The organism is Streptosporangium sp. NPDC001559, from assembly GCF_042893955.1.
Taxonomy (GTDB): Bacteria; Actinomycetota; Actinomycetes; order Streptosporangiales; family Streptosporangiaceae; genus Streptosporangium.
In genome coordinates this window covers 204394-226081 of the sequence record NZ_JBIAVG010000016.1, presented here as the reverse complement: position 1 = coordinate 226081, position 21688 = coordinate 204394, and the positions used below count along the sequence as shown (strand labels likewise).

The window sequence follows — 21688 nt, the reverse complement described above, 5'->3', positions numbered from 1 at the left end:
GCACTGATGACTTCATTTCGGCGCTGTTGACAAGCCGTTCTCCCACCGTGGTGGAGTGCCCTCCGTCAGGCCTCCTCCGCCCCCTCGGGTTCCCCTTCCTCCGGTTCCCCCTCCGGCTCCCCTGGCTCCCCGGCGAGGACGTCCAGGATCTCCTGGCCGTACTTGGCCAGTTTGTTCTCGCCGACACCGCTGACCGTGCCCAGCTCCGCCAGACTCGACGGCGTCCCGGCCGCGATCTCCCGCAGGGTCGCGTCGTGGAAGATCACGTACGCGGGCACCCCCTGCTCCCTGGCCGTGGCCGCACGCCAGGCGCGAAGCCGTTCGAACAACGGCACCGCCTCCTCGGGCAGGTCCGCCTGCGTCATCCGGCGGGACTTCGCGCCCTTGGCCCGCGTCTCTCCCCGGGCCCCCTCGGTCTCCGTCCGCGTCTGCCGCTGGGGCTGGGGCTGGCGTCGCATCATGACCTGCCGCCTGCGCCCGAGCACCTCCGCGCTCTCCTCGGTCAGCAGCAGCGTGCCGTAGTCGCCCTCGACCGTCAGCAGCCCCTGGGCCAGCAGCTGCCGTACCACGCCGCGCCACTCGGCCTCGCCGAACTCGGTGCCGATGCCGAACACCGTCAGCGAGTCGTGGTTGTGCTGGAGCACCTTGGGCGTCCGCCTGCCCAGCAGGATGTCCACGATCTGCCCGGCGCCGAACTTCTGACGCCGCTCCCGCACGAGCCTGAACACGGTGGACAGGACCTTCTGCGCGGCGACCGTGCCGTCCCACGCCTCGGGCGGCGACAGGCAGGTGTCGCAGTTGCCGCACGGCTCGCCTCGCTGGCCGAAGTAGTCGAGCAGGCGCACCCTGCGGCACTGCACGGTCTCGCAGAGCGCCAGCATCGCCTCAAGGTGGGTGCCCAGGCGCCTGCGGTGCGCGTCGTCGCCCTCCGAGGTGTCGATCAGCTTGCGCTGCTGCACGACGTCCTGCAGGCCGTAGGCCAGCCAGGCGGTCGAGGGCAGACCGTCCCGCCCGGCCCGGCCGGTCTCCTGGTAGTAGCCCTCGACCGACTTGGGCAGGTCGAGATGGGCGACGAAACGCACATCCGGCTTGTCGATGCCCATCCCGAAGGCGATGGTCGCGACCATGACCAGGCCGTCCTCCCGCAGGAAGCGGGCCTGGTTCTCCGCCCTCGTCCGCGCGTCGAGCCCCGCGTGGTACGGCAGCGCCTGGACGCCGTTGTCCGTCAGGAACTCGGCGATCTTCTCGACGGAGGACCGCGACAGGCAGTAGACGATGCCCGCGTCGCCGGGGTGCTCGGTGCGGATGAGCCTCAGCAGCTGCCGCTTCGGCTCGTTCTTCGGCTCGATGCGGTACTGGATGTTCGGGCGGTCGAAGCTCGCCACGAAGTGACGGGCCTGACCGAGGTTCAGCCGGGAGGCGATCTCGGCGTGGGTCGCCGGGGTCGCGGTCGCGGTCAGCGCGATGCGGGGCACGTCGGGCCAGCGCTCGTGCAGCGTGGACAGGGCCAGGTAGTCGGGCCGGAAGTCGTGCCCCCACTGGGCCACACAGTGCGCCTCGTCGATGGCGAACAACGAGATCTTGCCCCGGTCGAGCAGCCTCAGCGTCGTCTCGACCCGCAGGCGCTCCGGCGCCAGGTAGAGCAGATCGAGCTCACCCGCCAGGAACGCCGACTCGACCGCGGCGCGTTCGTCGAAGTCCTGCGTGGAGTTGAGGAAACCCGCCCGCACCCCGAGGGCCGTCAGGGCGTCGACCTGGTCCTGCATGAGCGCGATGAGCGGAGAGACGACAACGCCGACGCCCTGCCGTACGAGGGCGGGGATCTGGTAGCACAGGGACTTGCCGCCGCCGGTCGGCATCAGCACAAGGGCGTCGCCGCCCCCGACGACGTGCTCGATGATCTCCTGCTGCCCCTGCCGGAACGAGGCGTACCCGAAGACACGCCGCAGCGTCTGTGCCGCCTCGCTCTCCCAGTCCTCGTCCTGCGGGTGATGGTCAAGACCGTTCTCGGAGGTGGGCACCGCGCCATTGTATGAGGACACAGTGCCCACACCGGTGGGAACCGGAGAACGACCCCTCGGTCAGGCGTGCCCGAGGACGACCGTGGCGATCCGTTCGACGGCGCCGAAGTCACCGGCCGAGATCCGGTTCTTCATCACGCCGACGCTGAGGCCCGTCGCGGTGTCGGCGAAGGCCGCGGTCCCTCCGCTGCCCGCCATCCCGAACAGCGTCGGTGCGGCCAGGGCCTGGGTCAGGCCGATCGAGTAGCCCAGCCCCCAGCCGGCCGGGGCGCCGGTCACCTCGTCCATGCCCGTCGTCGCCGGGGATGACAGCTCGCGGAGCCGCTGCGGGGAGACCAGCTCCCCGCCGAGTAGCGCGTCGTACATCCGGGCGACCGCGCGGGCCGTCATCGTGGCCCCGGCGGGGATGTCGGAGCCCAGCACGTCGGCGCGGTTGCTGAAGGCCGCGTCGGGCATCGCGGCGAGAGGGCCCGGCGTGCAGCCGTGCGTCACCCTGAAGAACGGGATCCGGGCCAGTGTCTCGGCGGGCAGCTCCATCGGGGGTCCCGCCTCCTCGATCCTGGCCAGCCTGCCCAGTTCGGAGGCGGGAACGCCGAAGAACAGCTCGCCGGCCACACCGAGCGGTTCCGTGAGCTCCTCGCGGAGCACCTGTGAGACGGGCTTTCCCGTGACCCGGCGCACGACCTCACCGAGGATGTAGCCGTAGGTCTGGGGGTGGTAGCCCGACCTGGTTCCCGGCTCCCACCACGGGGTGGCGCCGGCGACGGCCGCGCACATCCGGTCCCAGTCGCACAGGTCCTCCGGTGTGGTGCCGACCGGCACCCCGGGGACACCGGTCGTGTGCGTCAGGGCGTGCCGTACGGTCGCCTTCTCCTTGCCGTGGGCGGCGAACTCGGGCCACACGTCCGCGATCGGGGCGTCGTAGTCGACGACTCCGCGCTCGGCCAGCACGTGCACGAGCGTCGCGGTCACCCCCTTGCCCGTCGAGGTGGCGTAGACCGGGGTGTCCGGGGTGAGGAGACGGCCGGTCTCCGGGTCGGCCACACCGGAGACGACGTCGGCCAGGAGTTCGCCGTGGCGGTAGACGGCGACCTGCACACCGCGCTCAGCCCCCGACTCGACGAGTTCGTCCGCGACGGCCTGCACGTCCCGCTGAAGATCGGTCATGGTTGTTCCTTCCTCGATTGCTCCCCCGTATGACGAGGGCCGCGCGAAAAAGGAATCGGTCCCCTCCCGGGTCAGAGCGAGGACGGTAGGCCGAACCTGGGGAAGACCCCGTCCCCGTAGGTGGTGATCTGGGTGACCAGGCCGTCCTCGACACGCAGGACGCCCATCCAGGAAGGCGAGAAGACCGTCTCGCCCGGTCTGCGGAGATACGCGGCGGCGGCGGGCTGCCGGTTGGCCCGGGTGGCGACCACCCGCCAGTCGCCCCACGCCTCCGGGCCGACCATCGCGGGCGTCCACGACGCCAGAAAGGCCGTACGGCCGAGCAGCCAGATCGGTGCGGGCGGCATCGTCTGCCACACGTCGGCCCTCAGCACCTCGGCCAGGGCGGACGGGTCGGCCTTCTCCAGGGCCTCGACGTAGCGCCGCAGAACCGCCTGGTCCCCCGGTGCCGACTTGGCGGGGACGGTCCAGTCGAGGCGCCGTGCGGGCAGGTGCTCCCTGAGCATCGGCCTGGCCCGCTGCAGGGCGCTCTTGACCGCCGCGACGGTCAGCTCAAGCGAGACCGCGGTCTCCTGCGCCGACCAGCCGAGCACGTCACGCAGGATCAGCACCGCCCGCTGCCTGGGCGGCAGGTGCTGGATCGCGACGAGGAAGGCCAGCTCGATCGTCTCGCGGTCCACGACCTCCTCGGCCGCGTCCAGCAGCGTGTCGGGATAGGGCTGCAGCCACGGCACGGCGCCCGAGACGGGCGGCTCAAGCCCCGGATCCGCCTCGATCGCGGGTGCGGGGCGCGGCTGCGGGTGTCGCGGATGCGCCCTGAGGTGGTCCAGGCAGGCGTTGGTCGCGATCCGGTACAGCCAGGCGCGCAGCCCGCTCTCCTCGCGGAGCGTCCCACGCCCGCGCCAGGCCCGCAGGAACGTCTCCTGCACCAGGTCCTCGGCATCGTCGAAGGAGCCGAGCATGCGGTAGCAGTGCACGTGCAGTTCACGCCGGTGCTCCTGCATCCGCTCGGCGAAGCCGTCCGCTCCCTTCGTCGTCAGGCCTCGCGGGTCGGGGGCCATGGGAGCACCGGTGCCGGTCATGAGCGGGATTCTAGGCGGCCCCGACGGCCGCGGCGGGACCGCCGCCGCGGCCGTCGGGGCCCCTTTCCCAACCCGGAGGGTTTCCGGATTCAGGGAGTCGGGATCAGGAGCCGGGCGCGGGGATCGGGGACTGCGGGAGCGGAGGCTCCGTCACCGTGGCGGTCGGCTCGGGATCGGGGGTCGTCGGAAGGTCGGTGGGCGTCGCAGTGGGTGCCTCAGTGGGTGCCTCAGTGGGTGTCTCGGTGGGTGTCTCGGTGGGAGGTGCGGTGGGCGTCTCGGTCGGGAGCGCCGTGGGAGACGCCGTCGGCGTCGGGCAGAGAGCGGGGGTGTGCCGCCTGTCGCCCAGCCGCCACAGCGGAGACGACCACCAGTTACCGCGCCAGAGTTTCCTGCTCGGCCGTGACAGGTCGAAGACGTGGGCGGCCGTGGCCGTCTCACCCGTGGCCGTCGCGGTCACCGAAATCCAGTCCCCCTGCCTGATTTCGTTGCCCCTTCTGCCCGCGTAGACCTTGGTCGAGTCGTCGATCGCGTACACCTTCTCGAAGCCGTCCTGGCTCCTCACGGTGACCGACTCATCGGTCAGCGTGGTCGCCTCTCCCGTCTGGGAGAGCACCGTGAACCCGCAGCCGTCCTTCGCCGGCAGGACGAACTCCCCGTGCAGGACCTGCGGGAAGGCCACCCGGGGGACCTTGGGCGCCGGAGTGGCGGTCGGGAGGTCGGTCGGCGTCGGAGACGGGGGCGGGGGTGGCGTCGGAGTCAGAGTCGGAGTCGAGGTGGGGATGTCGGTCGGAAGAGGCTGGGTCGCCGTGGGCGTCGGCGTCTCCGGCCCCGTGGGAGCGGGGGCGGGCGACGCCGAGGCCACGGCTCCCCCGACGCCCCCCGACGCCACCAGCACGACGGCGGCCGCGAGGCTCAGCGAGCGCGGAACGCGCCGCCGCGTCTCATCTGGTCTGTCATCGTTCGTTGGCTTCACGTGTCCTCCATCGGACTTGACGGGAAGTGCTTCCACCGGCTCCACCGGGGACGGGCACGGCGGAGCACGGCCTTCCCCGATGAGGCGTGAGGAGACTTCCCTCTCTCATCCGCTCATACCGCCCCAAATCCCAACTGACCCTCCGAACCCAGCATTCTCCCAGGTCAGCCCATTCATGCAAAATGTTGATAAATCAGGAAATCGGAACTTCCTCCATTGGAAGGCGGAAGCGTGACATGCTCGGCGAGGGCGGTACGCCCGTGTTTCACACGAGCCGCTTCTCGTAATCCGGTCACCCTTTTTCCAGGGTCGGCTATACGACAAAAATATGGGAATTCATGGGGTTCTGCTCTTCGGCAACCGATGTCACCGTTGGGGCAGCCCTGGCCGGCCACGGCTCCTTGCGGACAAGGAGTCACAGCGAATGAACCCTAGAGCCCCCAAAGTCAAGGTGGGAGCGACCGCTTTCGTGACGGTCCTCGCCATGGGCACATCGGCGTTGGCCGGTCTTCCCGCGCGGGCCGCGCCCGACGCCCGGTCGAGTGACGCGCAGGCCCCGTCCGCGTTCGCGCCACCCGGAGCCGAGGCACGTGAACGCGCGGCCTCGGGCGTGGCGAAGATCCTGGCGGAGCGGGCCGGGGAACTGCGCGTGGGGCCGGGAGACGCCTTCGAGCCTCCCGTGATCACATCCGGTGTGCGGGGCCTGCAGTACCTGCTGTACCGGCGCACCCACCACGGGCTGCCGGTGTACGGCGGCGACGTGATCGCCTCCGCCGACAGCGGCGGCACCGTCGTCGGCCCCGTGACCACCGGCCAGCAGGTCTCGCTGGAGGGCGTCGGCACCACGGCCAGGATCAGCGCCGACGACGCGGCCTCCGTCGCCAGGGCCCAGGGCAAGGCCGTACGCGAGGTGGGCACGCCCCGCCTGCTGATCCACGCCACGACCACGCGTCCCCGGCTCGCCTGGGAGGTGGTCGTCACCGGCGGCACGGAGCAGGCCCCCGAGGTGCTGCGCGTCTTCGTCGACGCGCTCGACGCGACCGTCATCGGCGCCTACGACCAGGTCAGGTACGGCCTCGGCAACAGCTTCTACAACGGCAACCCGGTGACCATCCAGACCACGGGCTCGGGCAGCTCCTTCGTCATGCGGGACCCGACCCGTCCCGGGCTCGCCTGTGGCGGCCAGAACGGCTCCCCCTACTCCAAGTCCGTCGACACCTGGGGCAACGGGACGGGCACCAATCTGGAGACCGCCTGCGTCGACGTGCTGTTCGCGGCGCAGAAGGAATGGGACATGCTGCGCACCTGGCTGGGGCGCGACGGCCTCGACGGCGCAGGTCACGCCTTCCCTGCGCGCGTCGGCCTCAACCAGGTCAACGCCTACTGGAACGGCTCATATGTCTCCCTGGGCCACAACCAGTCCAACACCCGGCAGGCCGCCTCGCTCGATCTGGTCGGGCACGAGTACGGCCACGTCGTCTACCAGTACTCGGGCTCCGACGACGGCGGCACCCCCGAGGCCCTGTCCCTCAACGAGTCGTCAGGCGACATCTTCGGCGCGGCGACCGAGCACTACGTCAACCACGCCCCGCCTCTGGACCCGCCCAACTACCTGATCGGCGAGGATCTGGGCTTCGGCCCGGAGGCGGTTCGCAACATGTACAACCCCGCCCTGCAGGGCGAGCCCAACTGCTACACCGCGCTCTCCACGAGCCCGGGGCCGCAGGACCACTGGTTCTACCTGCTCGCCGAGGGGACCAGCCCGCAGAACGGCCCCCCGAGCCCGGTCTGCGGCGGCCCGACCCCGCTGACCGGCATCGGCATCCGCAAGGCCGCGGAGATCTTCTACAGCGGACTGCAGTACAAGACCGCCCCCTGGACCTACGCCAAGGCGCGCGTGGCGACTCTCAGAGCCGCCAAGGCGCTCTATCCGAAGGGCTGCGCCGAGTACAACGCGACCAAGGCCGCCTGGACCGCCATCTCCGTCCCCGCCCAGCGCGGCGAACCCGGCTGCGCCTGACGTCCGTCGGCCATTCGAACGTCAGTCATTCGAACAGGGTGTGCCCGTCGCCGCGCCGGTGGCGGCGGCGGGCCACCACGACCAGGTCGATCAACGCGACCAGCGCCGGCACGGCCGGCACGATCGCCGGCCAGGTCAGCCCCGCCGTACCGGCCAGGACCGCGAACACCCCGCAGACGACCAGCCCGAAGGTCGCCAGCGCCATCCTCAGGTTGAGCGCGCTGCGCGGTCGTTCCCCGGTCGGGGAGATCTCCGACCAGATCCTGCTCCGCCTGGTTTCCGGTTCTTCCCTCATGACGGCTGGGCCTCTTCGGGTCACCTCTCGCCCCGCCAACCCCAGAACACGGCGAAACGGTCAAAAAGGCCTGTCCCCCTCTTATCCCTCCTACCCACACCGCCAGGAGTCAAGGGGCCATGGCGGCTCGCCCTAGGAGAACGGCGTCCGGCAGGCGAGTGGTGCATGAGTGATGTGGCCAAGACTCCGGACGACATCATGAAAAGACCCTGACCCTTGGTGCAGGTCAGGGTCTCGCTGTGGGCACTACTGGGTTCGAACCAGTGACATCTCGCTTGTAAGGACAGACCAGGCATCTTGCCTCTCTTCCGAGATGCGCTCTACTGCTGGTCAAAGGGGGTGTCCGAGTTCGTTCGGGTGCGTTCAGAAGCGCTCAGAACGCTAACGTCGCTCCCACCTCGCTCCCACCCTCCACCCGCGCGGCGATCGCGCGGGTGGAGTCCGGCGCTCCAGCGGTGAACCGACTAGTCCTGCGACGCGTCTTAGGGGTACGCGACAGCACGAGGGACGTGTCGCAACCCCTCCGGCCGGACGAGCTACGGCCGCGCGAGGCCAGCTTGGGAGTTCTCGTGGGGAGCGCTCCCAAGCTGGCTTTTTGCGGTTCCAGACCCCTCGTACCGAACTGAAGTTCAAATAGGGACTTGCCAGGCGTAAAAGTTGCACCCATGATGGCGAATTACGGGCATCTGAACGGCCCGTGACCCCTCCGTAACGCGGAGGGTAGCTCGGTCGCTGGCTGGGCAGGTCAGCCCGAGACAGCGTCCAGCAGTGGGGATGCTTGGACGCGGTCGAAGCGGCCACCCCGGCAAGGTTACTGCCGGGGTGGCCTGCCCCACGGAGAGCACTCGGGCCGTGCTCTCCGAGCCTAATGATCACCAACGATCAGGGACGTCCTGTCCCCTGGAAGCACCTCGGGTTCCTCTCCTGGTCTCTCGACCACGAAGACGGGCACCCCCACTTCGAGCCCCATGGCCCGGCGCTCCTCCTCCGTCGGAATGCGGGTGTTGATGACTGCACCTTTGGAGACTTCGACCATGGTGACGGTGACCTCGTTTGGGCTGCGGACGTAGGTTCCGGCGCCGGTCACGGTGCGTACGACGCCGTCGTGCTTGAGGACACGTAGAGCATCTCGCACCGAATTGCGCCCCAGTCCGTAGATCTGGCCCAAGCGTTCCTCGCTCGGCAGTCTCTGCCCTGGCGCATACTCGCCGTTCTCGATGGCGGTCTTGAGCAGCCGGACGAGCTGCCGGTAAACCGGCTCGTAGCTCGTCGGGTCGATCGTCACGATCATGGACCCTAGAGCGACCTGTGGGTAGAGGGGGCTGTGGGCCTATCCCAACAGATTTATGCCGAGGTTGCCCCGATAGGGGCGAATTACGTCGTGGTAGCTAGGGCAGTTGTCCCTACACGGCAAAGACCCTGCACCGTAGCCTGGAGATGTCTAAGTCGCCAGGAAGTGCAGGGTCTTAATGAACGACGCTACCACGGGCCCCATGATCAGGCAGCAGCGCGAGCAGCGCGGCATGAGCACCACGGCCCTCGCTGCCCGAGTCGGCTGCACCACCCGACACATTGAGTTGCTGGAGCAGGGCAAACGCACCCCCTCGCTCCCGCTCCTACGGCAGCTCGCTCTAGCCTTGGGCGTCCGCACCGCGGTCCTGCTGGGTGAGAGCCCCCGTGATTCACACGAGCCGGGGCGCCCGCAGGTCGTCGACATCGAGCGCGCGATGTTCGCCCGCAGAACCACCGACCTCGAACCCCCGGACGTGGCCCAGGTCGCGGAGCGCCTCGCCGCGGCCCGTCAGTCCTGGTACAACTCCCCCGCCAAGTACTCCATCATGCTGCGGACACTGCCTGGCCTTATCGGCGACGCGGAGGGGCTCCTCCTCGACGGCGGCGACCGGCAAGCCGCGCACCGCACCGCCGCGGACACGTACATCCTGGCGCGTGGAGTCCTCAAGCACCTTGGCCGGATCGACCTGGCGCACCTCGCTGCCGACCGGGCTATGCGGCATGCGCAAGAAACTGCCGAGCCGCTGATGGTCGGGTGGGCGCACTGGAACCTCGGCCAAGGCCTCCTATCCGACGACATGCACGACATCGCCTACGACGTCGCCCGCCGCGGCATGGAGCAAATGAAGCGCGCCTTGGCCGACGGCGACGAGCGGCACCTCAGCGTCTACGGGGGGCTGCACCTGATGGCAGCCATTGCCCTCACCCGTTCCGGTGACGACGCCGGCGCGCGAGACCTCCTGAGTGGCCCCGCCTATCAGATCGCCCAACGCGTCGACGAGCGACAGCCCATGCTGGGCCTGTTCTTCGGACCGACGAATGTGAAGATCCATTTGGCCAGCGTTGAGTACGAGATGCGGCGCCCGGAGGCAGTCATCCGCCTCGCAGACGGCATTGACCTCACCCAGGTGGTCTCCACCGAGCGGCGCACCACCCATCTGTGCCAGGTCGCGCGGGCGTGCGAGGACTCGGGGGACGACGCCGCGAGCCTGGTTCATTTGTTGCGGATCGAGCGGGAGTGCCCTGAGGAACTGGACCATAAGCGCCTGCTGCGGGACATGGTGCGGTCTCTGGCCCGCCGAGCACGCTCTTCCTGGGCGCCGGAGGTCCGGTACCTGGCGGAGCGGCACAAGATCCTCCTCTGACCCATCTCCACTGCTCAGAACGGGGCATGGCAGGCAAGTCGGGCGCGTGGCGAACTGAAAGTTCGTCGCCACCTGTTCGGTTGCAGGCAGTCACGTGGTCTTACCGTTCTAGTCATCAGCACCCCGGACTCCGGAGCAAGCGATGACCACGAGCACCCATGACAAGGTCATGGCGCGTGTGCTGGACCAAGCGCGCCAAGAATTCCCCGCCGTCAAGTTCGGCTGCGGCGACCTCGGCACCTGGACGGCAGTAGTCGGCTCTGGCGTCTTGACGGCCACCAGCGTCTCCAGGCTGCTCGCGCAGCTCCGCCTCAAGGAAGAACTGGCTGCCGGCCACCCGGGGTGGAGCATCTGGATCTCCGACGGTGGGCGCTGGTACGCCACCCGCCGCGCCGAGCTCACCAAGCGGGAGGCCGACGCTGGGTGCGCGAGGACGGTAGAGGCTGCAGGGCCCGGAGAGCTTTCTGACGGCCTGACAGATCAGACTCGACGAGCCGAGGGGGCAACATGACCGACAAGGAGCACCGCCAGGCTGGCGGGAAGCACGTCAAGAAGCTAGGCGTGCCCTTGAAGATCTTCGGCGCCTTGCCAGGAGCAACCACCAGCGTGGTACCCCCAAACCCCTTGGCTTTCGAGCCAGATAAGGCCCCTGACTCCCGCGACAGTGGCGGCGATCAGGCATAGAACCTCATGGGCGGTCGCGCAGGACCACCCATGAGACTGGGGCGCCCAGGTTCTCTTTCTGGAGGGGTAAGAGGGCCACACAGAGGCGCCCCTCGCCTCGGCATAGATGGCGCCGAGGCAGGGCCTCCGTCGACACCGACGGCGGAGGCCCATCCGAGCCGGCCTGTCAGGAGGTCGCCCCCGTACCTCCTGGCAGACCTTGGACAGGCCCCCGTCTTCATCCCAGACGGGGGTCTTCGTCGTTTTTGCCGCCTTTAAAGGGATTCAACCTTCTCAGGGCAGAGACGTCCTTTTCTGTCATTTCTACAATAAACGTATAGTTTTTGGAGAGACATCTCCGCGCCAAAACAGCGAGATCACTGATAATTTCGTCTCGGTTCGCAAGTGCCGCCCCGCTCTTCCTCTCACCGCCTCAGCCGGTTTTCGGGGGATCGACTGGGAGGGCCGGGGTCATCCTCTAAGGGCATACCGGCCCGGAAGAGGGAAACCGTGGCGAAGCACGCGAGAACTGTCAGATCAAACCGCCCATGCTGGCGATGCGTCCTCCTCGGAGGAACCGTTCTAGTCATGGCGATCTGGCTGGTTAGGAAGCGCAGGTCCAGCTAGCCATCGGCCAGCTGGACCCGCAAGACGGAGCCCCGGTTGTCGTTTCCCCACGCGCCGGGGCTTCGTGCTGCCCGAGTCCATAGCGTCACAAGATGGCACTTCATAAACGCGAGCGATGCCCACAGTAGACGATTCGCGCGAGGTGGACGACTATTTCACTCCACTCGTCGCAGATCGGTCATGCCCCACATGGCAGAGCCCCATGGCCCGATCTCCCTCAGCTGGAACGCCAGCTACATGCCTGAAACCCATGCGCCTTCTCGCCTTGCACGCAACTCTCAAGTAACCAAGAGAAAGAGCGAAGATTGCCATCCGACTACGCCGAGCCCAAGGAGCCGAACGCTCCGCAGGTCGTCGACAAGTACCAGCTCGCCAACCTTCTCAGCTTGAAGGTTTCCTGGATCGAAGAGCGCTGTCGTCGACGGCTCATCCCCCACTTGTTGATTGCTGGGCAGTATCGGTTCACCCAGGCGCATATCACCGAGATCATTTCGATGCATGAGCGCCGCCCTGTCGCCGAACCGGCGGCTGCCCAGCAACGCCATGCCCAACAGTCTCCGCCGGGCCTGGTGGCGCCGTTGCGTAACCGCGGCCTGCCAACTCACCGGCTCCGCCGCCCAAATGGCGCCTCATGAGCGTCGAGCGTCGCCCTTGGATAGACAAGCATGAGTTGGCGCGGCACCTCGGCCTTGGCGACTCCGTCTCTGGCATCCACCGCAAGGCGGCGTCCGGCGAGTGGCCCAGTCATAAGGTTCTCGGCCAGCTTCGATTTTCCCCCGAGGACGTCGCTGCGATCGAGGAGCTTCTTGTTCACCCCGCCACCCGACGACGACGCCAAACAGCCCCCTCCTCATCGAAAGGCCGCCGGCAGCCTCAAGGCAAGGCGCAGTCTCCGCAGATCGGTGGGTTCGCGGACCTCGGGCCGCGCCCCATCCGCAGCTACAAGGGCAAGATCAGGGAAAGCTGAACCTTCTCAGCCGGCGCAGAGGTGGCAACATGGACGCTAGAGAAAAGACCCGCCTACGCATGACGCGTGACGTGCTGCGTCTGCTTCGAACGCGGGACTCCCGGACCCGCCTTTCCCCGCTTCGGGACGACGTAGAGTCAGCGATCCTCGTCGGCTTCCGCGACGACACCTTGAAGTTCGTCATGGAACGCGTCAAGCTCCTAGGCGGCGGCGTCAACGTGGTCGTGCCAATAGGAGACCTCTCGACTTGGCCATCCCACATGGCACTCCTCCAGGCCACTACTGGCAGCAACCCCGACGCTACGGCTGACGACGAGTGCCTGGTGAACGATAACTCCGAGCTCGGGACGCTGGTGGAGCTTCTGCGCCACCGCCACCGGACGATGCGGCTGCGCCTGTGCGGGCAAGAAGCCATCATCGACCTGATGGTCGACGACTGGCCGCCTCGGCCCTGAGTGCTTCCACCAGCGGCACGCCCGGCCGAGTCTTCGCCGCTTCGATCGCATCGAAATAGCCGGGCCCGTTCGCGGCGACGACGACCAGGCGCCAGCGGTGCAGCAGCCTCGCGAGGTCCTTGTAGCGAGCGAGGTCATCCCTGGCGGCCCCAACCGCCTGCCGGTACTGCCTTAGGAACTCCGGCCGTTCCCGGGCGGGCAGGTCGCGCAGGATCACCTGCGGGTCCTCCTCATCGGGCTGGGCGCTCATGAGGCCACCGTACTCGCGAGCATGCGGTCGCCCCGGTTGGGACTCCATCGCCCTTTACGGGAGCCGAGCCGTGTCCACCGCACCCAGCGCACACAAAAGCTCCTAAAGAGCGCAAAGTTCTTCAATGGGGTTTTAGAGCCAAAATGCCGTAAATTGCAAAAACGGTAATCCACCCCACCCTCCAGGGCGTCTTCCTCCCGTTCGCACCTCCCATCTCTGGAGACGCTTCATGCGCATCGTCCGCTTATTCGCCGCCCTGGCCGCAGCAGGATCCATCGCTCTCCTGACTCAGCCAGCCGAAGCCGCCCCCCTGAACAAGCCGGCGGCGTCAACAGCCCAGACCATCTACCGCGGTGAAGGCGACGAAGTCCTCCGAGTCCCTGCCACCACCAAGCCGGGAACCTTGCGCGTCACCCACGACGGGGAAGGCGCGTTCATGGTTCAGACCCTCACCAGCAGCGGGAAGAAAGACGATCTCCTCATTGCCGAGATCGGCCCCTACCAGGGCACCGTCGCTTACAACACCACCCCCGGCAAGAAGCTCGCCGCGTTGAGCATCGAGGCCGATGGGGCGTGGACTGTCCAATTTGTTTCGCTCGCCAAGGCCAAGGCGTGGCCTATCACCGCCCGGGGAACCGGCGACCAGGTGCTGCGTCTGGCCAGCCCTTCCCGAGGATTCCGGACCCTCGCCATCACCCATTCTGGGGAGGGCGCGTTCATGGTGGAGGCGTACAAGGGCAAGGGGTATACGGACTTGCTGGTGGCCAAAATCGACTCCTACAAGGGCAAGGTCGTTTTGCCTGCGGGCACGCAGTGGCTGCTGATAAAGGCCAACGGCCCCTGGACAGTTGTCCGGAAGTAGCGGCACCGGTAAGGCCGCTCCCCTCGACGTCTTCGAGGCGGGGCGGCCTTTCGCATTCAAGAGGCGGCATAGGCCACGGCGGCGGGCGGCGTCTTAGGTACGGCACCGGGGCGGACGACGTGGGTAGGGCCGGTGGCGCTGCGGCGGTCTCGCGTGGCACGTAGCCCGTCGAGGACGGTTCGGACCGCGGCGATGGACTGATCCGCACTTACTTGGCCGCCGAGCGGCCGAACCGGACCGGCCTCAGCCGGAGGGGCCTCAGCAGCGAGCGTGGGCTTGGCCCCTCGGCGGCACAGGGCGCACCGGGCCGCCCCGCCGGGGGCCCCGTGAACGCAGGCAGCGCGGACGGACGCCTGATAGTCGGCGGGGCAAGGCGGGCCATCGGTGGCGGCCGGGGCGGTGCGGAGCTTAGTCAGGCGGTCGCGGACGTCATCCAGCCCGGCTTCGCTGCGCAGCCAAGAAGCGGGTCTCCGAACGCCATCGCGTTGAGCGGCCTCGACGATGCGGACGAGCTCCTCCGCTGTGGCCGTGGTCTCAGCCATGACTCGCCGGGCGAGCTCGAGCGGGATGCCGGGCACCTCGACGGCGGCAGGTGGGGGTTCCTCGTTGAGGTCTTCTTCTCTCTCCTCCATCTCCTCTTCCGGGGCGTCCGCGCCGGGAAGAGAGTGAGCAAGAGAGTCTGTAAGAGAGTCGGGTCCATCCTGTGGACCGGTTCCGGTCCGTGCCGTGGACCGGTTGGCATCCATGTCATGGACCGGTTCATCTGATGGACTGGTTTGCCCGTCAGGGGCGCCTACCTGCGTGTTCGTTCCAGTGGCCGCGCCGGAGGGCGATCCAGCCGTCTCTTCCGGCCGGTCCATGTCGTGGACCGGTTCCGTGGTGAATCTGCCCTTGCCGTCCCGTCCCCGGGCCGGGGTTGAGGAAGATGCGACTGCCACCTCGTGCGGCGCGTGGAGCCGGTAGACCCGGATCTGCTTGTGGCCCGGCCGCGGCCCGACATCAACGAGCCAACCCTTCTTGATGGCTCCGCTCCGTGCCTGGACGACCGCCCCCTTGGACATGCCGGTGCGCTCCATGAGCCGCGCTGTGGTGACCCATGACCGGTCTACTGGGCGGCCGGCCTCGTGGGCGTGGTTGGCGTAGGCCAGGCAGACGAGGCGCTCGTTCGGGGCCAGGTGCTTCGACTCCCAGACAGCGTCGACGTAGAGCTGTGCCGGGGTTGGCGGCCTTCTGTCCTCGCTGTACGAGGGGGTGTTCGCCATCAAGCGTCGCCGCCTGGATACATGCAGGCGTACGCGGGCGCGCACGATATCGTGCCCACTGGGTCTTCCTCCTGGTTGTGCAGGTGGTTGATCAAGGGCTCGTCGGGTGTTCCACCACCCGGCGAGCCCGCATGTTGTTGTCTGGCTGGTGAGCGTTAGGCGTTGTCGCCCTCCCACTCGTACCGGAGTCGCCACTGCGACAGGTTCAAGACGTTCACGCACACCTCCACGGGGCGTCCGTCCGCCCCGGTCGCTATCCGGGTGACCTCGAACACGAACTGCGCCTCCGGGATCGACAAGAACGCCGCTTCTTCGGGCGTGGGGCGCCGCCCTTCGATCTCCTCAGCGAACAGAACCGGCCCATGCCCGCGGTCCCGCAGCAACGTGTAGAGCCCGGCAGGGTTGGTTTCCACCTCCGCCGGCTGCAGACCTTCGGCAATCCGCCAGGGGATATAGGAGGTGGCGAGTTGAACAGGGCGGTCGTCGGCGAACATTCGCCGAGTGCGAACCATCACCTGATCGGCCCCATCGAGCCCTAGACGTGCGGCAATGCCTGCTGGGGCCTCCACAGGGCCGGCAACGGAAAGCGTTGTTCGGGGCTCCAGGCCTGCGGCCCGCATCTGTGCCGCGAACCCGCTCGGCGTCCCAGCTTCAAAGGACTTCGGGATCGCCCTGACACGCTTGGTCGCAGGAGCATCGAGCACAAAAGACCCTCCGCCGAATTCGCTGCGGATCATCCCTTCGGCCCTGAGAACCTCCATGGCGCGGGCGATGGACGTCTGGCTGAGGTCAAAGCGCCGAGCGAGCTCAGGCTGGCTGGGAAGCCGCTCCCCTGGGGACCAGACGCCACTGCGGATCTCAGCTCGCAGCACGTCAGCGACCTGTGCGTAGCGCGGGCGCGGATCTTGGATGGTCATACCTCTCCCCTCGCGGTTAGGTTCCGAGCCTATACCGGGGTGTCCGTTTTCCCTACTCAGGAGTAGTACGCGCTTCACGGGCTTGCCTCTCATCAACCTATCGGTTAGGTTTCCCCTAGAACCTAACCGATAGGTCCCCGTAAGTAAAAGCCCCAGCGGAGGTGGTGCTCCGCTGGGGCATCGCATCGAGATCGGAGCTCAGATGCCCAACAAGGCTACGGCCTCTCCCCCCGCGCCCTTGCCCTCCGGCCTCACCATCGAGGCCCGGGGCTCTTACTGCTACGAGCACGACACCTGGGTCTGCACCGCCCGCCACGAAGCGAAAGGCGGCACCCAGTGACCCGCGTCGAGATCACCTCCTTCGGCTACCTCCACGGCGCCCCGCCCGAGGCGGACCTGACCCTCGACGTACGGACCTCCCTCCGGGACCCGCACGTCGACCCGGCAACGCGGCAGATGACCGGCTTCGACAAGGAGGTCCAGGAGCGCGTCCTCGCCACCCGCGGAGCCCTGGAGGTCGCCCGCGGCCTGGCCAGCGCCGTACTCGGCCTGCGGGTCGCCCTCGACGTCCCCGGCAGGCGTCGGCCCATCCGAATCGCCATCGGCTGCGCTGGAGGTCGGCACCGGTCCGTCGTGCTCACCGAGGTGACGGCCGACTTGCTGCGCCACGTCCGCCTCGACGCCACCGTCACCCACCGGGACGTGGACCTCCCAGTGACCCAGAGGGAGGAGCGATGACGCCCGAGGAGTTCGCCGCCGCGCTGGCCGCCGAGAACGCCTGGAACTCAGCGATGGTTCAGCAGCCCAAGCCCATGGGCGACGACTCCGACGAGGAGGAGTAGCCGTGGACGAGAAGCTCACCGCCGTCATCGAAGCTGACAACGCCGCAGAGGACGCCGGGATGCACCCCGACGACCGGGTCACCTGCTGGACCCACCAGGGGTGGGCCACAGACTGCGCCACCAACCCGATCCACACCAACCCCGGCGCCACCCACCACTACCGCTACCGCCCCGAGGAGGGCTGATGGACACCTACGGCCACGACTACCACCAGGAAGACAAGGACAACCGGGCACAGGGCCTCGACCGCGAGCCGGAGCCGCCGGCCGACGAGCCGCTCGCCCTGGAGCACATCGAGGAGCTGCTCCAGACCGCGAGCGGCCCGCGCCGAGAGCCGCACCACGAGGCGGCGGAGGCCTGCGACCAGCTGATCGGGCTGGCCGTACCGCAGCTGCTCGACGAGGTACGGCGCCTGCGCGCGCGGCTGGCCGCCGTCGAGGCCATGCCGACCGAGCACCGTTACGCCGCGATCTCCACCCTCTGCCCCGACCCCGACGACCCGGACAACGCGGTGCCCTCGGCCGAAGCTGCGCTCGCTGAGGTGCCCCGTTGGAAGCACGGCAAGGCGCTGCGCCGCACCGTCTACCTCGGCCCGTGGGAGGACCTGGCCAAGTTCGCTGTCGAGGCCCCGTTCTGATCCGGCTGTAGCGCACTGTGCGGGTGCTCGCCCGGCCCTCTGGGTCGGGCGGGTGCCCGAAGCAGACGCTCCCAGGCGCCTCGCGCCCTCACCGAAGGAGATAGGCCGTGTCCACCTACCGCACCAAGGGCGGCTCCACCGTCACCTGGACGCCCCCCTCGGCCCTGACCGTCCCGATCGGCACAACAGGAAAATTCGCGCAGGAGGTCACCGCCTCCAAGTGGATCTGCCGTGGATGCCACACCCACGAGGGCGGCGAAAAGACCCAGATCCGCGGATCCGGCTCCACGAAATGGAGCGCGACCGGCCCAACGCAAGCGGAAGCGCAGCGCCACGCCAACCAGTGCGATACGCGGCCGTAGAACAGCCGGCCCCGGGCCGCGATTCCGCCGCGGCCCGGGACCTCAAATCCCCAACCCCACCAGCGCAACCAGCAGGAGAGGACATGCCGAACCTTATCGACGAAGTCACCGCCTTCGCGTCCGACAAACCGATCGTGACGGCCATCATCTGCGTGATCGGCCTAGCGCTCCTCGGCGTGGCCTACCTCACGGCCAGGACCCTCTACCGGGCCGCGAACCGGTTCTTCCACCGCTACGTCGCGGCTCGGCCGGCCGAGGACGCCCTCACCATCGTGGCCGCCGCCATCGCCACCGGCGTGTCCGCGCAAGGTATGTGGCAGTTCATCGACCGCATCATTGACATCCACTGGATGCTGCAGGCGGCTGGGTTCGCGTTCATCGAGGTCGCGGTGATCACCAGCGCGGTGCGGGCCCGCCGCAACATGCGGGAGAACTACTCCGCGGGCATCGACGGCATCGCGGTGTGGGCTCTCACCGGCCTGTCGGCGGTGCTGTCCGCCATGGAGGCCGCCAGCCTCCCGGAAGCCGTCTTCCGCCTGGCCGCCCCGCTGGTTGCGGCGTGGTTGTGGGAGCGGGGCATGTCGATCGAACGGCGCCGCGCCACCGGCCGTAAGCGCATCAACTGGCGGCTCACCCCCGAACGCATGCTGGTCCGTGTCGGCCTGGCCGAGACGCAGGACCGGACCGCCGCTGAGGTTGACGCCCAGAGGCGCCTCACCAAGGTCGCGCTCGCCGCCGATGAAGCCCGCAGGCTCCGCGACAGCACCGCCTCCGCCGGTAAGCAGCGCAGGGCTTTGGCCCGGATGCAGGCCCTCTACGCCGCGGCCCACGCCCACACCGGGCTCGGCCGGAACGAGGAACTGCAGCGGGCTCTGGCCGCCGAGGTCGCCTCGCTGGGCTCCGCCCCCGCTCTCCTGAACGTCAAGCCCGCCTCCGCGTGGATGCCCGAGCCGGAGGAGCCGGCCGAGGACGACTTCAGTCGCCTGGCCGACGAGACCCGGAACCTCAGCGACGCCCTCGGGGTACGAGACGAGCTTCGCGCGATGCGGGACGAGGTGCGAGCCGCCGAAGCCAACATCGTCATGTTGGCCCGGGATGTGACCTCTCCCGCGACTCGCGCCGAGGTCACATCCCGGGTCACGGGGCCGGTCACGGAGTCGCTGACTTTCGTACCCGAAGGGTGGGCCTCAGCCGCACCTGCCGTGACCCCATCCGCGACCCCGGCCGCGACCTCTGTCGCGGTCGCGGAGCCGGTCACGGACGAGGTCACGTTCAACATCACGGATGCTGCGGCGTACGACATCACGAGAGCGCTGCTCGACGGCTTCTCCGTGACCCCGGCTGCGACTCCCATCGCGACCTCCCTCGCGGTCGCGGGCCGGGTCACGAAGAAGCTCACATTCCCGCCGAAGGCGGAGCGCCCCCTCCTACCGAAGACCGTGATCATGCGCCAGTACTGGGACAAGGTCCGCCAGGAGGAGAACCGCTACCCCGGCCCAGTCGAGATCGCCAAGGCCGCCGGCGCCCATCACAGCCTCGCCTCCAACCTCCGCGCCGAATGGGTGAAGGAACTCTCTGTGTGGGAGCGCCGTAAGGCGACCTCCAAGAAGGTCGCCGCCGTCAACGGATCTCGGGGTGGTTCGACGGCCGGTGAGACGCGATGAACGCCGCCATCCTCACCGCAGTCGCGACCTTCGCCGCAGCTTTCTGCACGCTCTGGGCCGCCCATAGCTTCGGCGATCACTGGATACAGACCCACTTTCAGGCGATCACCAAGGGCGCCCCGGGCTGGGGCGGGCGCCTGGCCTGCCTGCGGCACGTGGCGACCCTCACCGCCACCAAGGTCATCGCGCTGGGGCTGGTCGTCCTGATGACCGGCCTGCGCCTCCCCCTGCTCGCCACGGCGGCCGCGCTCACGGTGGATGCGGCCAGCCACTACTGGGCCGACCGGTCCGCCTACCACGCCGACCGCAGGGGGGCCGTCACCTTGGAGCGGCTGGCCGACCGGCTCGGCAAGGGCGACTTCTACCGGCTCGGCATCGGAACCGCGGCCCCGTGCGGAACGGGCGCTTATGCCCTTGACCAGGCATGGCACCACCTGTGGATCTTCCTCACGGCCTTGGCCATCGCCGCCGGAGGTGCTGGATGAGCTCGGAAGTCTCCGTGTCGGAGCCCGAGGCGGATCGGTGGCGGCCTGTCGAACGGCCTGAGCCTGAGGCCGCCCCTGCCGAAGAGGTCGCGCCTCAGCCGCCCCGCCGTGAGCCCGCCGACCCCAAGCCCGCCCCTGAGCAGGCGGTGCCGGGTACTCCGGCCGGGCACTTGGCCGTGGGTGTGGGTTCTGTTCTCACGCTCGGTGGCCTCGGTCTCTACAACGCGGTCGGTGTCGCCGGGCTGGCCGCCGGGGGTGCAGTCGCGGTGGCCGGGGCGGGCGGTTACGGGTACTGGCGGCTACGGCGCCGTTTCCCACGCCGCGACCGGCCAGGCCGGGCTCCACGCAATGCCCGGACCTGGTTCAACACGCCTTCTGGCCCCGGCCCTGTTGGGCGGCGGATGACGTTCGGCGGCGGACCTGGCGGGTCGGGAGGAGGCCGTACCTCGACCCGCTCGAAGATGCCGTCCGGCGGCGGCAAGGGTGCAGGGCCCGGTCTCGGCAGCCGGGCCACGGGGCGGCACGTCTTCGGGGGCCGCGACGCCAGCGGCCCTAGCCGAGGGGCGTTCCGGCCCGCCGCCAACCCCACCGGGGGTCGCCCGCCCCGTAGCCCCCGGGCGGCCGAACGTCCGCACCGTCTGCCTGCCGCTGCTTTCCGTGCTGCTCAGGCTCTGCACACCCACACCGCACCCCGCCGGGCGGAGCGTCGCGCCGCCGCCAAGGCGCGCGACCAGGCCGTCACGGAGGCGACCCGGCGGGCGCGCCGCGCCGTTGCCCGGTGGGGCCTCGGCCGGATCCGCGCCGTCACCCGGTGGGTTGACCGCCGTACCGGCCACCACGCCAGCCGCCGCTTACGGTCGATCGCCGCCCGGCTGCGCACGTGGGACAAGGACATCCTCGACGGGGTCGGCGCTCAGGCGTGGGCGTGGCTGCGGGACCGCATCCGCACCGCCCTTGAAATACCCGAAGCCGAACCTGCCGCCACCCCCGAGGTGGAGGCGGAGGTTCCGCCGCAGGACGCCCCGCAACCTGACGAGGCGCCGGCCGACCCTGCCCCTGAGACCGCCCCGAGTAAGCCCGGCCGGACCCGCTGGTCCGGCACCCGACTCCAAGGAGCTTCCACCATGGCCAACAGCCTGGTCACCCACGCCACGGAACTTCCCACCATCGCCTCGGAGTACGAGACCGACGACATGATGGACGTCAAAACGGACCTGGAAATGCTGCGTGAGCTGCCACTCCAGGTCGGTGCCGCGATCCGCATCATGACGGAACGGCTGAACGCCGACTACCCCATCGACGCCGCTGTCACCGAGCACCTTCACACCCTGTATGAGGGGTTCTGCGCGCTCGCCACCGTTTGCGACGACGTCTCCACCACCTTCCAGGAAGCCCACGAGGCCGACATCGCCCGCCACCTCCAGCCCCGCAACGGCGAACAGAAGTGGAACGTCCGCTAGACCGCTAGGCCATCGCACCG

Annotated in this window: 23 protein-coding genes; 15 read left to right on the top strand and 8 right to left on the bottom strand. The window is 68.7% G+C overall.

Going from position 1 to position 21688, the window contains the following annotated elements:
• Positions 1 to 65: 65 nt before the first annotated feature.
• From recQ to ACFYY8_RS31875, 4 genes are all read right to left on the bottom strand, one after another.
• Positions 66 to 2021, bottom strand: coding sequence for a DNA helicase RecQ (gene recQ, locus ACFYY8_RS31890; RefSeq protein WP_390047372.1), 1956 nt, complete (start codon positions 2019 to 2021; stop codon positions 66 to 68).
• A 60-nt stretch (positions 2022 to 2081) separates the two neighbouring features.
• Positions 2082 to 3188 carry a serine hydrolase domain-containing protein gene (locus ACFYY8_RS31885; protein WP_390047370.1) on the bottom strand — a complete coding sequence of 369 codons (1107 nt, stop codon included), beginning with the start codon at positions 3186 to 3188 and terminating at the stop codon, positions 2082 to 2084.
• Between the two features lie 71 nt (positions 3189 to 3259).
• Positions 3260 to 4270, bottom strand: coding sequence for an RNA polymerase subunit sigma-70 (locus tag ACFYY8_RS31880; RefSeq protein WP_390047368.1), 1011 nt, complete (start codon positions 4268 to 4270; stop codon positions 3260 to 3262).
• 103 nt (positions 4271 to 4373) lie between these two features.
• On the bottom strand, positions 4374 to 5243 hold the full coding sequence (locus ACFYY8_RS31875) for a hypothetical protein (protein WP_390047366.1): 870 nt from the start codon (positions 5241 to 5243) through the stop codon (positions 4374 to 4376).
• A gap of 424 nt (positions 5244 to 5667) precedes the next feature.
• On the opposite strand from ACFYY8_RS31875, the gene ACFYY8_RS31870 reads away from it, so the two are divergent.
• Positions 5668 to 7263: a M4 family metallopeptidase gene (locus ACFYY8_RS31870; RefSeq protein ID WP_390047364.1), complete on the top strand. Its 1596-nt coding sequence runs from the start codon at positions 5668 to 5670 to the stop codon at positions 7261 to 7263.
• Between the two features lie 25 nt (positions 7264 to 7288).
• Here ACFYY8_RS31870 and ACFYY8_RS31865 read toward each other — a convergent pair whose 3' ends face one another.
• Complete coding sequence (locus tag ACFYY8_RS31865) at positions 7289 to 7558, bottom strand: DUF6343 family protein (RefSeq protein WP_390047362.1); 270 nt, start codon at positions 7556 to 7558, stop codon at positions 7289 to 7291.
• An 865-nt stretch (positions 7559 to 8423) separates the two neighbouring features.
• Positions 8424 to 8843, bottom strand: coding sequence for a GntR family transcriptional regulator (locus tag ACFYY8_RS31860; RefSeq protein WP_390047360.1), 420 nt, complete (start codon positions 8841 to 8843; stop codon positions 8424 to 8426).
• Between the two features lie 208 nt (positions 8844 to 9051).
• Here ACFYY8_RS31860 and ACFYY8_RS31855 point away from each other — a divergent pair, with 208 nt between their 5' ends.
• From ACFYY8_RS31855 to ACFYY8_RS31835, 5 genes are all read left to right on the top strand, one after another.
• Positions 9052 to 10215 (top strand): helix-turn-helix domain-containing protein, encoded by a 1164-nt coding sequence (locus ACFYY8_RS31855; RefSeq protein ID WP_390047358.1) that lies wholly within the window; start codon positions 9052 to 9054, stop codon positions 10213 to 10215.
• Between the two features lie 142 nt (positions 10216 to 10357).
• Entirely contained in the window at positions 10358 to 10726 is a 369-nt protein-coding gene (locus ACFYY8_RS31850; protein WP_390047356.1) for a hypothetical protein, read from the top strand.
• 1084 nt (positions 10727 to 11810) lie between these two features.
• Positions 11811 to 12140, top strand: a complete 330-nt coding sequence (locus ACFYY8_RS31845) for a hypothetical protein (RefSeq protein WP_390047354.1) — start codon at positions 11811 to 11813, stop codon at positions 12138 to 12140.
• A complete protein-coding gene (locus ACFYY8_RS31840) occupies positions 12137 to 12472 on the top strand; it encodes a hypothetical protein (protein ID WP_390047350.1) in 336 nt (111 codons plus the stop codon). The genes ACFYY8_RS31845 and ACFYY8_RS31840 overlap by 4 nt, the downstream gene beginning before the upstream one ends.
• A gap of 29 nt (positions 12473 to 12501) precedes the next feature.
• Complete coding sequence (locus ACFYY8_RS31835) at positions 12502 to 12927, top strand: hypothetical protein (protein ID WP_390047347.1); 426 nt, start codon at positions 12502 to 12504, stop codon at positions 12925 to 12927.
• Here ACFYY8_RS31835 and ACFYY8_RS31830 read toward each other — a convergent pair.
• Positions 12887 to 13177 (bottom strand): DUF6247 family protein, encoded by a 291-nt coding sequence (locus ACFYY8_RS31830; protein WP_390047345.1) that lies wholly within the window; start codon positions 13175 to 13177, stop codon positions 12887 to 12889. The genes ACFYY8_RS31835 and ACFYY8_RS31830 overlap by 41 nt on opposite strands.
• Positions 13178 to 13406: 229 nt before the next feature.
• Between ACFYY8_RS31830 and ACFYY8_RS31825 the strand changes: the two genes are divergently transcribed.
• Both ACFYY8_RS31825 and ACFYY8_RS31820 read left to right on the top strand, forming a co-directional pair.
• The gene (locus ACFYY8_RS31825) at positions 13407 to 14039 is read left to right on the top strand and encodes a hypothetical protein (protein ID WP_390047343.1); all 633 of its coding nucleotides are present in this window, start codon (positions 13407 to 13409) and stop codon (positions 14037 to 14039) included.
• Positions 14040 to 14365: 326 nt separating this feature from the next.
• Positions 14366 to 14806, top strand: a complete 441-nt coding sequence (locus ACFYY8_RS31820) for a hypothetical protein (protein WP_390047341.1) — start codon at positions 14366 to 14368, stop codon at positions 14804 to 14806.
• 650 nt (positions 14807 to 15456) lie between these two features.
• Here the strand turns inward: ACFYY8_RS31820 and ACFYY8_RS31815 are convergent.
• Complete coding sequence (locus ACFYY8_RS31815; protein ID WP_390047339.1) at positions 15457 to 16218, bottom strand: GntR family transcriptional regulator; 762 nt, start codon at positions 16216 to 16218, stop codon at positions 15457 to 15459.
• Between the two features lie 336 nt (positions 16219 to 16554).
• Here ACFYY8_RS31815 and ACFYY8_RS31810 point away from each other — a divergent pair, with 336 nt between their 5' ends.
• From ACFYY8_RS31810 to ACFYY8_RS31780, 7 genes are all read left to right on the top strand, one after another.
• Positions 16555 to 16956: an ATPase gene (locus tag ACFYY8_RS31810; protein ID WP_390047337.1), complete on the top strand. Its 402-nt coding sequence runs from the start codon at positions 16555 to 16557 to the stop codon at positions 16954 to 16956.
• Between the two features lie 106 nt (positions 16957 to 17062).
• Positions 17063 to 17245 carry a hypothetical protein gene (locus ACFYY8_RS31805; protein WP_390047335.1) on the top strand — a complete coding sequence of 61 codons (183 nt, stop codon included), beginning with the start codon at positions 17063 to 17065 and terminating at the stop codon, positions 17243 to 17245.
• On the top strand, positions 17245 to 17697 hold the full coding sequence (locus ACFYY8_RS31800; protein ID WP_390047333.1) for a hypothetical protein: 453 nt from the start codon (positions 17245 to 17247) through the stop codon (positions 17695 to 17697). The genes ACFYY8_RS31805 and ACFYY8_RS31800 overlap by 1 nt, the downstream gene beginning before the upstream one ends.
• A gap of 107 nt (positions 17698 to 17804) precedes the next feature.
• Positions 17805 to 18059, top strand: coding sequence for a hypothetical protein (locus ACFYY8_RS31795; protein ID WP_390047331.1), 255 nt, complete (start codon positions 17805 to 17807; stop codon positions 18057 to 18059).
• An 83-nt stretch (positions 18060 to 18142) separates the two neighbouring features.
• A complete protein-coding gene (locus tag ACFYY8_RS31790; protein ID WP_390047329.1) occupies positions 18143 to 19723 on the top strand; it encodes a hypothetical protein in 1581 nt (526 codons plus the stop codon).
• Positions 19720 to 20208, top strand: a complete 489-nt coding sequence (locus ACFYY8_RS31785) for a transcriptional regulator (protein ID WP_390047327.1) — start codon at positions 19720 to 19722, stop codon at positions 20206 to 20208. The genes ACFYY8_RS31790 and ACFYY8_RS31785 overlap by 4 nt, the downstream gene beginning before the upstream one ends.
• Positions 20205 to 21668 carry a hypothetical protein gene (locus ACFYY8_RS31780; RefSeq protein WP_390047325.1) on the top strand — a complete coding sequence of 488 codons (1464 nt, stop codon included), beginning with the start codon at positions 20205 to 20207 and terminating at the stop codon, positions 21666 to 21668. Before ACFYY8_RS31785 ends, ACFYY8_RS31780 begins: the two co-directional genes overlap by 4 nt.
• The last annotated feature ends 20 nt before the right edge of the window (positions 21669 to 21688 follow it).